General features: G+C 70.2%; 8 protein-coding genes. 3 read left to right on the top strand and 5 right to left on the bottom strand.

Features of this window, described 5'->3' with window-relative positions; all coding sequences use genetic code 11:
* Nucleotides 1-27: 27 nt before the first annotated feature.
* Both ASC67_RS07805 and ASC67_RS07800 read left to right on the top strand, forming a co-directional pair.
* Nucleotides 28-624 carry a sigma-70 family RNA polymerase sigma factor gene (locus ASC67_RS07805; protein ID WP_056317486.1) on the top strand — a complete coding sequence of 199 codons (597 nt, stop codon included), beginning with the start codon at nucleotides 28-30 and terminating at the stop codon, nucleotides 622-624.
* Nucleotides 621-830 carry a zf-HC2 domain-containing protein gene (locus tag ASC67_RS07800; RefSeq protein ID WP_056317483.1) on the top strand — a complete coding sequence of 70 codons (210 nt, stop codon included), beginning with the start codon at nucleotides 621-623 and terminating at the stop codon, nucleotides 828-830. Before ASC67_RS07805 ends, ASC67_RS07800 begins: the two co-directional genes overlap by 4 nt.
* A gap of 43 nt (nucleotides 831-873) precedes the next feature.
* Here ASC67_RS07800 and ASC67_RS07795 read toward each other — a convergent pair whose 3' ends face one another.
* From ASC67_RS07795 to ASC67_RS07775, 5 genes are all read right to left on the bottom strand, one after another.
* Complete coding sequence (locus tag ASC67_RS07795) at nucleotides 874-1,479, bottom strand: TetR/AcrR family transcriptional regulator (RefSeq protein ID WP_056317479.1); 606 nt, start codon at nucleotides 1,477-1,479, stop codon at nucleotides 874-876.
* Nucleotides 1,480-1,510: 31 nt separating this feature from the next.
* Nucleotides 1,511-2,959 carry an AdeC/AdeK/OprM family multidrug efflux complex outer membrane factor gene (gene adeC / locus ASC67_RS07790; RefSeq protein WP_056317475.1) on the bottom strand — a complete coding sequence of 483 codons (1,449 nt, stop codon included), beginning with the start codon at nucleotides 2,957-2,959 and terminating at the stop codon, nucleotides 1,511-1,513.
* Nucleotides 2,960-2,975: 16 nt separating this feature from the next.
* Nucleotides 2,976-6,125, bottom strand: coding sequence for an efflux RND transporter permease subunit (locus ASC67_RS07785; protein ID WP_056317472.1), 3,150 nt, complete (start codon nucleotides 6,123-6,125; stop codon nucleotides 2,976-2,978).
* A 23-nt stretch (nucleotides 6,126-6,148) separates the two neighbouring features.
* Nucleotides 6,149-7,396: an efflux RND transporter periplasmic adaptor subunit gene (locus ASC67_RS07780; protein WP_156466691.1), complete on the bottom strand. Its 1,248-nt coding sequence runs from the start codon at nucleotides 7,394-7,396 to the stop codon at nucleotides 6,149-6,151.
* Between the two features lie 155 nt (nucleotides 7,397-7,551).
* The gene (locus ASC67_RS07775) at nucleotides 7,552-11,271 is read right to left on the bottom strand and encodes a hydantoinase B/oxoprolinase family protein (RefSeq protein WP_200946843.1); all 3,720 of its coding nucleotides are present in this window, start codon (nucleotides 11,269-11,271) and stop codon (nucleotides 7,552-7,554) included.
* Between the two features lie 164 nt (nucleotides 11,272-11,435).
* Here ASC67_RS07775 and ASC67_RS07770 point away from each other — a divergent pair, with 164 nt between their 5' ends.
* The gene (locus ASC67_RS07770; protein WP_200946839.1) at nucleotides 11,436-13,958 is read left to right on the top strand and encodes a GspE/PulE family protein; all 2,523 of its coding nucleotides are present in this window, start codon (nucleotides 11,436-11,438) and stop codon (nucleotides 13,956-13,958) included.
* Nucleotides 13,959-14,006: the final 48 nt, after the last annotated feature.

Genomic DNA, 14,006 nt, shown 5'->3' with positions numbered 1-14,006 from the left:
TGCTTCCGCTCATCGAAACGGCCCTTCATGACTGACGTGTCCGCCTTGCTCGAAACCTTGCGCCCGCAGTTGCTGCGCTATGCGCAACTACAGCTGCGCAATCCGGCCTGGGCCGAGGACGCGGTGTCGGAAACGATGCTGGCCGCGCTCGAGAAGCCGGAGGCCTTTGCCGGCCGCGCTGCGCCGAAGACCTGGCTGATCGGCATCCTGAAGCACAAGCTGGTCGACCAGGTGCGTCGGCATGCCCGCGAGTGCTCGATGACGAGCGACGAGGACGACGGCGCCGCGCTGGAAGAACAGCTGTTCGACGAAACGGGCCACTTCCGCGACGCCCCGATCGAATGGGGCGATCCGCAGGCGATCGTGGCCCAGGATCAGTTCATCAAGGTGCTCGACGCCTGCATCGAGAAGCTGCCCAACCAGCTCGGCCGCGTGTTCCTGATGCGCGAGTGGATGGAACTCGAAACTGACGAGATCTGTAAGGAACTGTCGGTCACGCCGACGAACCTCTGGGTCATGCTGCACCGGGCCCGGTTGAGACTGCGGGAATGCCTGCAACTCAACTGGTTCGGCGAGCCCGCCCTCGCTCTGTCCTCCGTCCCGCCTCCTACCAAGCGCCGATGAAGATGCCCTTCCTCGTTTCGTGCCGACAATCCGCCCGCCTGCTGTCCGGCCGCCTCGATCGCCGCCTGACGCTCGCCGAACGGACGGCGCTGCGCCTGCATCTCGCGATCTGCAAGGTCTGCCCGGTGTTCGACCGCCAGCTCCAGCTGATGAATCGCGCCATGGGCCGGTGGCGCGCCTACTCCGAGCAGGACCGCGACCGCTGAGCGGCCGGGGCGAGCCGAGATTCGCCGAGCGAACCCCGCGGCCTCAGGCGCCGATCAGGTGGCGCACGGCGTCGCGCAGGCCGCGCTTGAGCGCCGGGCGATCGATTTCCGGCTGGCGCAGGGTGCGGATCATCAGCCCCTCGAACAACGCCAGCAGCAACTCGGCGCGCACCACCAAGTCGACCTCGTCGACCGGACCGCGCGCCGCGGCCCGCACCAGCTCGATCAGCCGCCGGCGCACCGTGGTGTCGGCGCGCTGCACCATGTCGGCGATCTTCGGGTTGCGCGAGGCCTCGGCCACGATCTCGAGCTGCAGCGACGCGTGGTCGGGGTCCAGGCGACGGTCGGTGCCCTCGTCGACGCGCTCGACCATCTCGTGCCGCAGGTCGGCCTCGCCCTGCATCTGCGCGGTCAGCGCGAGGAACTCGTCGATGTCGCGCGCGACGATGGCCTCGATGATCGCTTCCTTGCTGTCGAAGTAGTTGTAGATGTGGCCGGCGCTCATGCCGAAGGTCTTCGCGATCTCGGCCATGCTCGCGGCATGGAAGCCGCGGCGGCGGAACACCTCGGCCGCGGCGTCCAGGATCTGGCGGCGCCGCACCTCGGCGTGCGCCACCTCTTCGCCATCGATCAGACTGCAACGAGCCATCGCCACTCCCTCTCTGACGGCCGCCGCGGCCTCAGCCCTTGGCCGCGTCGGCGCGCTGCCAACCGCCGCCGAGCACCTTGTACAGCGTCACGAGGTTCGCGCTGCGCGAGAGCCGCAGCGTGATCAGCGACTGCTGCGCCGCGTACAGCGAGCGCTGCGCGTCAAGCACCGCCAGATAGCTGTCTACACCGCTGCGATAGCGTGCCTGCGACAGCCGGTAGGTCTCGCCGGTCGCGTCGACCAGCGCCTGCTGGGCGGCGAGCTGCTCGTCGAAGGTGCCGCGTGCCGCCAGCGCGTCGGCCACCTCGCGGAACGCCGACTGGATGGCCAGTTCGTACTGCGCCAGCGCGATGTCGCGTTGCGTCTTCGACACCTCGAGGTTGGCGCGGTTGCGCCCGGCGTCGAAGATCGGCAGGCTCACCTGCGGCACGAAGCTCCAGGTGCGCGCGCTGCCCTGGAACAGGTCGGACAGCGAGCTGCTCGCCACGCCGGCCGAAGCCGTGAGCGAGATGCGCGGGAAGAAGGCCGCGCGCGCTGCACCGATGGTCGCGTTGGCCGCCTGCAGCTGGCGTTCGGCCTGCAGCACGTCGGGTCGGCGCTGCAGCACGTCGGACGGCAGTCCGGCCGGCAGCTCGGCCAGGCGGTCGATCCACTGCAGATCCTCGGGCTGTACGCCGCCGGGGCGCACGTCGGCCGGCAGCGGCGCGCCGACCAGCAGCGCCAGCGCATTGAGGTCCTGTGCCAGCGCTCGCGTGTAGCGGGCGACGTCGGCACGCGCCACCTCGACGCTGGTCTGGGCCTGCCGCAGGTCGAGCGCCGACGCGACGCCCAGCTCGTGGCTGCGCTGCGCCAGCTTGTAGGACGACTCCTGGCTCGCCAGCGTGTCGCGCGCCAGCCGCAGCAGCTCGCCGTCGGCGGTCGCCGTGAGATAGACGTTCGCCACCTCGGCCACCAGGCTGATCTGCGTGCTGCGACGCGCCTCCTCGGTGGCGAAGAACTGCTGCAGAGCCTGCTCGTTGAGGTTGCGGACACGGCCGAACAGGTCGAGCTCGTAGGTCGAGAAGCCGATGCCCGCGCTGTAGGTGTGGCTCGTGACGGCACGGCCGGCCTGGCTCAGGTCGGCCGGCGTGCGCTGGTGCACCGCCTCGCCGCTGGCCGCGACGGTGGGAAACAGGTCGGCCCGCTGGACCTGGTACTGCGCCCGAGCCTGCTCGATGTTCAGCGCCGCGACACGCAGGTTGCGGTTGTTGCTCAGGGCCAGCTCGATCGTGCGCTGCAGCGGCGCGTCGACAAACACCTCGCGCCAGGCCAGGTCCGAGGCTGCCACGCTGCCGGCGCCCGCCGGCTCGCCGTAGGCCTCGCCCTGCGGCCACTCGGTCGCCACCGGCGCGGCGGGGCGCTCGTAGGTCGGCGCCAGGTTCATGCAACCGGCCAGGGCCGCGGTGGCCAGCAATGTCAGGCGACCGCGGTAGGGCCTCATCGAAGGGGTCCTCATGTCACTGCCCCTCCGAGACGACCGGCGTGCCCTGCGGCGCCGGGTCGATCTTGCGTTGCTTGAACAGGCGCCGCACCACGACGAAGAACAGCGGCACGAAGAAGATGCCCAGGAAGGTCGCCGCGATCATGCCGCCCAGCACGCCGGTGCCGATGGCGTTCTGGCTGCCCGAGCCGGCGCCCGTGGCCAGCGCCAGCGGCAGCACGCCGAAGGCAAACGCCAGCGAGGTCATCAGGATCGGTCGCAGGCGCAGTCGCACCGCCTCGAGCGTCGCCTCGATCAGGCCCTTGCCGTGCTCCATCTGCTCCTTCGCGAACTCCACGATCAGGATCGCGTTCTTCGCCGACAGGCCGATGGTCGTCAGCAGGCCGACCTGGAAGTACACGTCGTTCGACAGCCCGCGCGAACTCGCCGCGATCAGCGCACCGAGCACGCCGAGCGGCACGACCAGCATCACCGAGAACGGGATCGACCAGCTCTCGTACAGCGCCGCCAGACACAGGAACACCACCAGCAGCGACAACGCGTAGAGCATCGGCGCCTGCGAGCCCGACAGGCGCTCCTCGTAGGACAGGCCGGTCCAGTCGATGCCGATGCCAGCCGGCAGCTGCGCCACCAGCCGCTCCATCTCCTCCATCGCCTCGCCGGTGCTCCGGCCCGGCGCCGGTTGGCCCTGGATGTTCAGTGCCGGCAGGCCGTTGAAGCGCTCCAGACGCGGCGAGCCGTAGCTCCACTTGGCCGAGGCGAAGGCCGAGAACGGCACCATGTCGCCCTGGGTATTGCGCACGTACCACTTGTCCAGGTCTTCGGGCAGCATGCGGTGCGGCGCGTCGGCCTGCAGGTAGACGCGCTTGACGCGGCCCTTGTCGATGAAGTCGTTGACGTAGGAGCTGCCCCAGGCGGCCGACAGCGTGGCATTCACGTCCGACATCGAGAGGCCCAGCGCGCCGGCCTTGGCCGAGTCGATCTGCACGCTGAACTGCGGCGTGTCGTCCTGGCCGTTCGGCCGCACGGCGACGAGCACCGGGCTCTTGGCGGCCAGTCCCAGCAGCTGGTTGCGGGCCGCCATCAGCGCATCGTGGCCGAGTGCGCCGCGATCCTGCAGGTACATGTCGAAGCCGTTGGCGGTGCCCAGTTCCAGCACCGCCGGTGGCGCGAAGGCGAAGCCCATCGCGTCGCGGAACTGCGAGAAGGTCTTCATGGCCCGGGCCGCCACCGCCTTGACGGTGTGGTCGGCGCCGGGCCGCTCGCTCCAGTCCCTCATGCGGATGAAGCCGAGCCCGACGTTCTGGCCGTTGCCGCCGAAGCTGAAACCGGCCACGGTGAACAGGCCCTGCACCGAGTCCTTCTCGGTCTCAAGGAAGTGGTGCTCGACCTGGCGCAGCACCTGCAGCGTGCGCTCCTGCGTGGCGCCGGCCGGCAGCTGGATCTGCGTAAACAGGATGCCCTGGTCCTCGTCGGGCAGGAAGGCAGTGGGCAGGCGCGTGAACAGCCAGGCCACGGCCAGCAGCAGCACGCCGTAGATCAGCAGGTAGCGCAGGCTGCTGCCGAGCATGCGACCGACGATGCCCTGGTAGCCCTTGCTGCTGCGATCGAACATGCGGTTGAACGCACCGAAGAAGCCGGTCGTCTTGCCGTGGTCGCCCTGCGGGATCGGCTTGAGCAGCGTCGCACACAGCGCCGGCGTGAGCACCAGCGCCACCAGCACCGACAGCACCATCGACGCCACGATGGTGATCGAGAACTGCCGGTAGATCACGCCCGTGGAGCCGCCGAAGAAGGCCATCGGCAGGAACACTGCCGACAGCACCATCGCGATGCCGACCAGCGCACCGGTGATCTGCCCCATCGATTTCTTGGTCGCCTCCTTCGGCGACAGGCCTTCCTCGCTCATCACGCGTTCGACGTTCTCGACCACGACGATCGCATCGTCGACCAGCAGGCCGATCGCGAGCACCAGGCCGAACATCGTCAGCACGTTGATCGAGAAGCCGGCCACCGACATCACGCCGAAGGTACCCAGCAGCACCACCGGCACCGCGATCGTCGGGATCAGCGTGGCGCGGAAGTTCTGCAGGAACAGGTACATCACCAGGAACACCAGCACGATGGCCTCGGCCAGCGTCTTCACCACTTCCTCGATCGACAGCTTGATGAACGGCGTGGTGTCGTAGGCGACGATGGCGTCGAAGCCGGCCGGGAAGTAGGGCTTGAGCGAATCGATCCTGGCCTTCACCGCGTCGGCCGTGGCCAGCGCGTTCGCGCCGGCGGCGAGCCGGATCGCCAGGCCCGCGGCGGGCTTGCCGTTGTAGAAGGACAGGCTCGTGTAGTTCTCGCCGCCGAGCTCGACGCGCGCCACGTCGCGCAGACGCACGGTCGCGCCGCCGGCGGCGGTGCGCAGGATGATCTGCTCGAACTGCTCCGCGGTCTGCAGCCGGCTCTGCGCGGTGATGGTCGCGTTGATCTGCTGGCCCGGGGCCGCGGGCAGGCCGCCCAGCTGGCCTGCCGAGACCTGGGCGTTCTGGGCCCGCACCGCCGTCGCCACGTCGGCCGGCGTGAGCTTGTAGTTCAGCAGCTTGGCCGGGTCGAGCCAGATCCGCATCGCGTACTGCGCGCCGAACAGCGTGACCTCGCCGACGCCGGTGACGCGGCTCACCGTGTCCTGCACGTTGGCCGCCACGAAGTCGGCCAGGTCGGTGCGGGTCATGCTCGGATCGTCGGAGACGAAGCCGACCACCATGATGAAGTTGCGCACCGACTTCGTGACCGTCAGGCCCTGCTGCTGCACTTCCTGCGGCAGTTGCGCGGTGGCGAGCTGCAGCTTGTTCTGCACCTGCACCTGGGCGATGTCGGGGTTCGTCCCAGCCTGGAAGGTCAGCGTGATCTGCGCGGTGCCGGCGGCGTCGCTGTTCGACGCGATGTAGCGCAGGCCGTCGAGGCCGGTCATGCGCTGCTCGATCACCTGCGTGACGGTGTCCTCCAGCGTCTTGGCGGACGCGCCCGGGTAGGTCGCCGTGACGGTGATCTGTGGCGGCGCGATGCTCGGGTACTGGTTGATCGGCAGGCTCAGGATCGAGAGTCCGCCGGCCAGCATGATGACCAGCGCGATCACCCACGCGAAGATCGGTCGTTCGATGAAAAAGCGAGCCATGGTGTGTTCCCCGGTCGCTGCGATCAGGCGCCGCTGGCCGCCGCGGGGGCCGCCGTCGCAGCGGACGCCGCGGCACCGGGCACCGAGGCCGCGCCGGCCGGCGCCGATGCGCCACCGCCAGGCACCCGCTCCACCGCCTTCACCTGCGCGCCGGGACGGGCCTTCTGCAGCCCTTCGAACACCACCTGGTCACCGGCCTTCAGGCCCGCATCGACCAGCCATTCGTTGCCGACCGATCGCGGCACCCGCACCGCGCGCTGCTCGACCTTGCCATCGGCCCCGACCACCATCGCGATCGCGTTGCCGCGGTTGTCGCGCGCCACGGCCTGCTGCGGCACCAGGATCGCGTTCTCGCGCACGCCCTCCTCCAGCACTGCCCGCACGTACAGGCCCGGCAGCAGCAGTTGCTTGGGATTGGGAAAGGTGGCGCGCAGCGTGACCGAGTTGGTCTGCTCGTCCACCGTCACGTCGGAGAACTGCAGCTTGCCGCTCACCGGGTAGTCCGTGCCGTCGTCCAGCTTGAGCTTCACCGAGGCCTGGTTGGCCGCGTCCGTCTTCAGGCGCCCGGCAGCCAGTTCGCGGCGCAGTCTCAGCAGCTCGGCGCTGGACTGCGTCACGTCGACGTAGATCGAGTCAAGCTGCTGCACCGTCGCCAGCGCCTGCGACTGGTTGGCCGTCACCAGCGCGCCCGGCGTCACGCTGGACTTGCCGATGCGGCCGGAGATCGGCGCCGTGATGCGCGTGTAGGCGAGGTTGATGCGGGCGGTCTCGAGGGCGGCCTTGGTGGCGGCGACATCGGCGTCGGCCTGCAGTGCGGCCGCGGTGGCTTCGTCGGCCGCCTGCTTGCTGACCGCATCGATCTGCACCAGTTCCTTGTAGCGATCGGACTTGGCCTGCGCCGCCACCACATTGGCCTGGGCCCGGGCCAGCGTGGCCTGGGCGCTGCCGAAGGCCGCGCGGAAGGGAGCGGGGTCGATCTGGTACAGCGTCTGGCCCTTGCGGACATCGCTGCCTTCGCGGAAGTCACGGGTCAGGACGATGCCGCCGACCTGCGGCCGGACCTCGGCCACCAGCAGCGCCGAGACACGTCCGGGCAACTCGTTCTGCAGCGACACGGTGCGCGGCTTGATGGTCAGCACGCCCACTTCGGCCGGCGGCGGGGCAGCCGGCGCGTTGGCCGCGCCGCCGGGGCTGCAGGCCCCCAGCAGGGCCGCCAAGGACAAGACGACCACCTGCGCCACCGGGCGCATCGAAACTCGCGGGAAAACCATCTGACACCTCGTCGGGTCGGGGCGCGCCTCGCCGGCGACGGCTCCCAGGTTGATCAGAACGCTCTGAATAAACGTTCATTCTCACATTGGGAAAAGCCCTCTGCCACCGCCAGGGTATCGGTCAAACGCCGAAAACCAGCCCGGCAGCCGGTTCGTCAGGACGACGGCGGGCCGTAGCCGCCACCACCGGGGGTCTCGATCACGAACACGTCGCCCGGACCCATCTCGACCGAGCCCAGCGACCCGAGTTCCTCGACCGCGCCGCGCCGGCCATCCGCGCCGGGCGCGCGCTCGACCCGGTTGACTCCCAACGCGCCGGCCTCGCCGCCGGCCAGCCCGAAGGCCGGCACGCGGCGGCCATTGCTGAGGATGCTGGCCGTCATCGGCTCCAGGAAACGGAGGCGCCGCACGCCGCCGTCACCGCCGCGGTAGGCGCCCGCCCCACCCGAGCCCCGGCGGATGACGTAGCTGTCCAGCCGCACCGGAAAGCGGAACTCCAGCACCTCCGGGTCGGTGAGTCGGGAGTTGGTCATGTGGGTCTGCACGACGGCGGTGCCGTCGAAGCCGGGGCCGGCTCCGCTGCCGCCGGAGATGGTTTCGTAGTACTGATGGCGCTCGTTGCCGAACGTGAAGTTGTTCATCGTGCACTGGCTCGCCGCCATGACGCCGAGCGCGCCGTAGAGCGCATTGGTCACGCACGTCGAGGTCTCGACGTTGCCGGCCACCACCGCCGCCGGCGGGCGCGGATTGAGCAGCGAGCCCTCCGGCACGACGACGCGCAGCGGCTTCAGGCAGCCGGCATTGAGCGGGATGTCGTCGCCCACCAGCGTGCGGAAGACGTACAGCACCGCCGCCATCGTCACCGATTTCGGCGCGTTGAAGTTGCCGTCGTCCTGCTGCGCGCTGCTGCCGCTGAAATCGATGGTGGCGCTGCGCGCGGCGGCGTCGACGCTCACCTGCACCGTGATCTGTGCGCCGTTGTCGAGCGGCAGCGTGAAGCGCCCGTCGCCGATCGACGCGGCCAGCGCCGTGACGACGCGGCGCACGCTCTCCTCGGCGTTGTCCTGCACGTGCTGCATGTAGGCCTGCACGGTCTCGAGCCCGACCTGCGCCACCAGCGCGCGCAGTTCCTGGGCGCCTTTCTCGTTGGCGGCGATCTGCGCCCGCAGGTCGGCGAGGTTCTGCTGCGGGTTGCGCGCCGGATGCGGCCCGGCGGAGAGCACCGCCAGCAGTTCGGCCTCGCGCAGCCGCGGCGCGGGGCCTCCCTCGACGAGCCGGAAGTTGTCGAGCAGCACGCCCTCGTCGGCGATGCGGCACGAGAACGGCGGCATCGAGCCCGGCGTGATGCCGCCGACATCGGCATGGTGGCCACGCGAGGCCACGTAGAACAGCGGCCTGTCTCCCGCTCCCCCCGGGAGAGGGCTGGGGTGAGGGCCGCGATCCGCCGAGGTCTCCAGGAACACCGGCGTCACGACGGTGATGTCCGGCAGGTGCGTGCCGCCGTGGTACGGGTCGTTGAGCACGAACACGTCGCCCGCCAGCAGCTGCGGATTGCGGGCGATCACGGTCTTGATCGACTCGCTCATCGAGCCCAGGTGCACCGGCATGTGCGGCGCATTGGCGATCAGCTCGCCGGCACCGTCGAACAGCGCGCAGGAGAAATCGAGCCGCTCCTTGATGTTCACCGAGTGCGCGGTGTTCTGCAGCCGCAGACCCATCTGCTCGGCGATGTTCATGAAGAGGTTGTTGAAGACCTCCAGCCGCACCGGATCGACCGCGGTGCCGAGCGCATGGCGCGGCGCGAGCGGCCGCACGCGCGCCAGCTCCAGCGCGCCCTGCGCCGTCACGCGGGCCTGCCAGCCCGGCTCGACCACCGTCGTCGCGTTGCGTTCGGCGATCACCGCCGGACCGTCGATCCGGGCGCCGGGCTTCAGGTCCTCGCGCCGGTGCAGGCCGGCGTCCTGCCAGGCGGCGCCGGCCTCGCCGTCGGTCGGGCCGTGCATGCGCACCGTCGCCATCGCCGCCGGTGCATGAGCCGCGCCCTCGGTCGCAGCCGGCGTCCGCAGCGGCTCGCCGGCGCCCACCGCCTCCACCGACACCGCCTCGATCACCAGCGCCCGGCCCGCCATCAGGAAGGCATAGCGCTGGCGGTAGGCGGCGTCGAAGCGGTCGCGCAGCGCCGTCTCGTCGCCGACGGCCAGCACCAGCGCGGTGTCGGTGCCTTCGTAGCGCACATGCACGCGGCGCAGCACCTCGATGCGCGCCACGGCCACGCCCTGCGCCGCCAGCGCGGTGCAGGCCTCGGCGGCCAGCGCATCGAGCCTGGCCTCCGCGGCCGCCAGGCCGGGCGGATCGAGCCGCCGTTCGACTGCCGCCTCGCGCATCGCGGTCTGGTCGGCCAGGCCCATGCCGTAGGCGGACAGCACGCCGGCCAGTGGATGGATGAAGACGCGTGTCATGCCCAGCGCGTCGGCCACCGCGCAGGCGTGCTGCCCGCCGGCGCCGCCGAAGCACTGCAGCGTGTAGCCGCTCACGTCGTGACCGCGGGCGACCGAGATGCGCTTGATCGCATTGGCCATGTTGGCCACCGCGATCTGCAGTGCGCCGGCGGCCACGTCCTCCGGCAGCGTGGCACGGCCGGTCGCCGCCGCGAGCTGCTGCGCCAGCGCGCCGAAGCGCTGCACCACGCCGTCGGCGTCGAGCGGCTCGTCGCCGCGCGGCCCGAACACCGCCGGGAAATGCGCGGGCTGGATGCGCCCCAGCAGCAGGTTCGCGTCGGTGGTGGTCAACGGCCCGCCGCGGCGGTAGCAGGCCGGGCCGGGGTCGGCACCGGCCGATTCGGGGCCGACGCGCAACCGGCCGCCGTCGAAGCGCACGATCGAGCCGCCGCCCGCCGCCACCGTGTGGATGCTCATCATCGGCGCGCGCAGCCGCACGCCCGCGACCAGGGTCTCGAAGGCGCGCTCGTAATCTCCGCTGTGGGTGCCGGCGTAGTGCGATACGTCGGTCGAGGTGCCGCCCATGTCGAAGCCGATCACCCGGGCGTGACCGGCCTCGAGCGCGGTGCGCACCATGCCGACGATGCCGCCGGCCGGGCCCGACAGCACCGCGTCCTTGCCCTGGAAGCGATCGGCCTGCGCCAGCCCGCCCGAGCTCTGCATGAAGTACAGCGGCACGCCGGGCATCTGCGCGGCCACGCGCTCGACATAGCGGCGCAGGATCGGCGACAGGTAGGCATCGACCACCGTGGTGTCGCCGCGCGACACGAACTTCATCAGCGGGCTGACCTCGTGCGACACCGACACCTGCGTGAAGCCCAGTTCGCGCGCGATGCGCGCCGCCGCCGCCTCGTGCTGCGGGTAGCGGTAGCCGTGCAGGAAGACGATGGCGCAGGCGCGCAGGCCGGTGTCGTGGGCCGCCCACAGGCGCTCGCGCAGCGCGGCCTCGTCGAGCGGCTCGACCACCTCGCCGTGCGCACCCATGCGCTCGGCGGCCTCGACCACGCGCTGGTAGAGCAGCTCGGGCAACAGGATCTGGCGGTCGAACAATCGCGGCCGGGCCTGGTAGGCGATGCGCAGCGCGTCACGGAAACCCCGGGTCGTGACCAGCAGCGTCGGTTCGCCCTTGCGTTCCAGCAGCGCGTTGGTGGCGACCGTCGTGCCCATCTTCACGCACTCGACCTGCGCCGGCGTGATGGCCGCCCCGGCGGGCAGGCCCAGCAGGCGGCGGATGCCCTCGACCGCCGCGTCGGCGTACTGCTCCGGGCTCTCGCTGAGCAGCTTGGCGGTGTGCAGGCGGCCGTCGGGTGCGCGGCCGATCACGTCCGTGAAGGTGCCCCCTCGGTCGATCCAGAACTGCCACCGTGTCGCGTCCATCGTCTCGCGTTCCGTCGTGATGCGGCCGATCCTACCGGCCAGCCTTGGATCTGCCGGGCCGAACGCCCCCTTTTCCGGCGTTCCGGCCGAGACGGGCTCTTTACGATGCCCAGGCGACCATGCATGTCGTCTGCCTTGTCTTACCGCTGCACCTGTTCACTGCCATGACCGATCTCTCGCTGCCGCCGATGTCGCCGCCCCGCAAGGCGGGCGCCGCGGTGCCCGACAGCCAGGACGCCTCACACAGCGGGGCCTACAGCTGGCCTACACCGCCGTTCGCCGGTTATCCGCAGGCGGGCGTTCCAGGGCAGGCGGAGCCCTGCGCCATCGAGGGGCTGAACGGCAAGCTCATCAGTGGCCGGCTGGTGCATTTCTCCCCCGAGGAAGAGCTGGCGAGCGTGCAGATCCCTCCGGCACGCTCCACGATGCCGCTGAAGTTCGCCCGCTTCCGCTCTCTGATGCTGACCGAGCCGCTGGTCCCGACCGCGCCGCGCAGCGACGATCCCCACGCCGCCGTGCTGGCGCACCGCCCGCGCAGCCGCTACAAGCTCGAGATGAAGTCCGGCGGCCCCATCGTGGGCGAGACCATCGGTCACGTCGAGACCGCCTTCGGCCTGTTCCTGTTCACGCCGCTCGACGACAGCGGCCGCGTCACGCGGCTGTTCGTCCCGAGCGAGGGCATTGCCTCGCGCGAGATCGGGCCGCGGCTCGGCGACCTGCTGGTCGAGAGCCACGCCGCCACCGCCGAACAGGTGAACGAGGCCGCGCAGATGCAGCAGAGCCTGCGCAAGCAGAAGCTCGGCGACATCCTGGTCACGCAGCGCAGCGTCACGTCCGATCAGCTGCTCGAGGCCATCGTGCAACAGAGCCGCATGCCGATGGTGCGCATCGGCGAGGCACTGATCGCGCTGGGCATGATCGACCACCAGCAGCTCGACGAGGCACTGGAACAACAGAAGGTGGACCGGGGCGTGCCGATCGGCGAACTGCTGGTGCGCCTGGGCCGCGTGTCGCGCCAGGACCTGCAGACCGCGCTGGCGCGCAAGATGGGCTACCCCATCGTCGACGCCAGCAGCTTCCCGATCGAGGCCGACGCGCTGCGCAAGCTGCCGTTCCCGACCGCGCAGCGCCTCAACGCGCTGCCACTGCTGCTGCGCGACACGACGCTGGTGGTGGCGGTGGAAGACCCGTCCAGGCGCGGTGCGCTCGACGAGATCGAATTCGCCAGCCAGTGCAAGGTGGCACCCGTGCTCGCGCGCCACCACGACATCCAGTCCACGCTGCACAGTGCCTACTCGCGCATCGGTGTCGAGATCGCCGGCCTCGCACTCGACGAGGGCCCCGAGCCCGACCCCGCGGATGCCGGCAAGCTGCTGGAGAGCCTGGAGCGCGAGGGCGCCGACCAGAACGCGCGCGAGAGCGAGAAGCAGATCGAGCAGAGCGACAACTCGCTCGTGCGCCTGATCCACACGATGATCATCGAGGCCTACAGCCAGGGCGTCAGCGACATCCACATCGAGAACTACCCCGGCCGCGAGAAGCTGAAGATCCGCTTCCGCAAGGACGGCGTGCTCAAGCCCTACCTCGAGCTGCCGCACACCTACCGCAACGCGATCATCGGGCGCATCAAGATCATGTGCGACCTCGACATCTCCGAGCGCCGCAAGCCGCAGGACGGCAAGATCAACTTCGCCAAGTTCTCGGCCCAGCACAAGCTCGAGTTGCGCGTGGCGACCATCCCGACCAACAACGGTCTCGAGGACGTGGTGATGCGGCTGCTGGCCTCGGCCAAGCCGGTGCCGCTGGAGAAGCTGGGCTTCAGCGAGCGCCACCTGTCGCAGCTCAAGACCGCGATGGAGCGCCCCTACGGCCTGGTGCTGTGCGTCGGCCCCACCGGCTCGGGCAAGACCACCACGCTGCATTCGGCCATCAGCCACATCAACCAGCCGGAGCGCAAGATCTGGACTGCGGAGGACCCGGTCGAGATCACGCAGGCCGGCCTGCGCCAGGTGCAGGTGAACCCGAAGATCGACTGGACTTTCGCGAAGGCGCTGCGCGCCTTCCTGCGCGCGGACCCGGACGTGATCATGGTCGGCGAAGTGCGCGACGGCGAGACCGCCCGCATCGCGGTCGAGGCCTCGCTGACCGGTCACCTGGTGCTGTCGACGCTGCACACCAACAGCGCGCCCGAGACCGTGACCCGCCTGCTCGACATGGGCATGGACCCGTTCAACTTCGCCGATTCGCTGCTGCTGGTGCTGGCGCAGCGCCTCGTGCGGCGGCTGTGTGGCGAATGCCGCGTGAGCCGCCCGATGACCGAGGCCGAGATCGAGGTGATGCTCGACGATCACATGTTCGTGCAGCAGCACGCCGACCCGGAGGCCGTGCGTGCCAGCGTGCGCGAGGGCTGGCTGGGCCGCTTCGGCCGCGACGGCCGGCTGATGCACCACCACAGCCCCGGCTGCCCGGCCTGCGGCCACACCGGCTTCCGCGGCCGCTGCGGCATCCACGAGCTGATGCCGATGTCACGCGAGTTGCGTCGCATGATCCAGACCGGCGCCCGCGCCGAGGAACTGCAGCAGTTGGCTCTCGGCGAAGGCATGTTGACGCTGCGGCAGGACGGCATCGAGAAGGTGCTGCAGGGGCAGACCTCGATCGACGAGGTTCGCGCCACCAGCAACGTGTAGCGCGCGCCGGTCGGCGCGCCGCTCATCCATCGAAGCTCGAATCCCCGG

This window comes from Methylibium sp. Root1272 (assembly GCF_001425905.1).
In the GTDB taxonomy this organism is placed as follows: Bacteria; Pseudomonadota; Gammaproteobacteria; order Burkholderiales; family Burkholderiaceae_C; genus Methylibium.
This window is presented reverse-complemented; position numbering and strand designations above follow the sequence as displayed.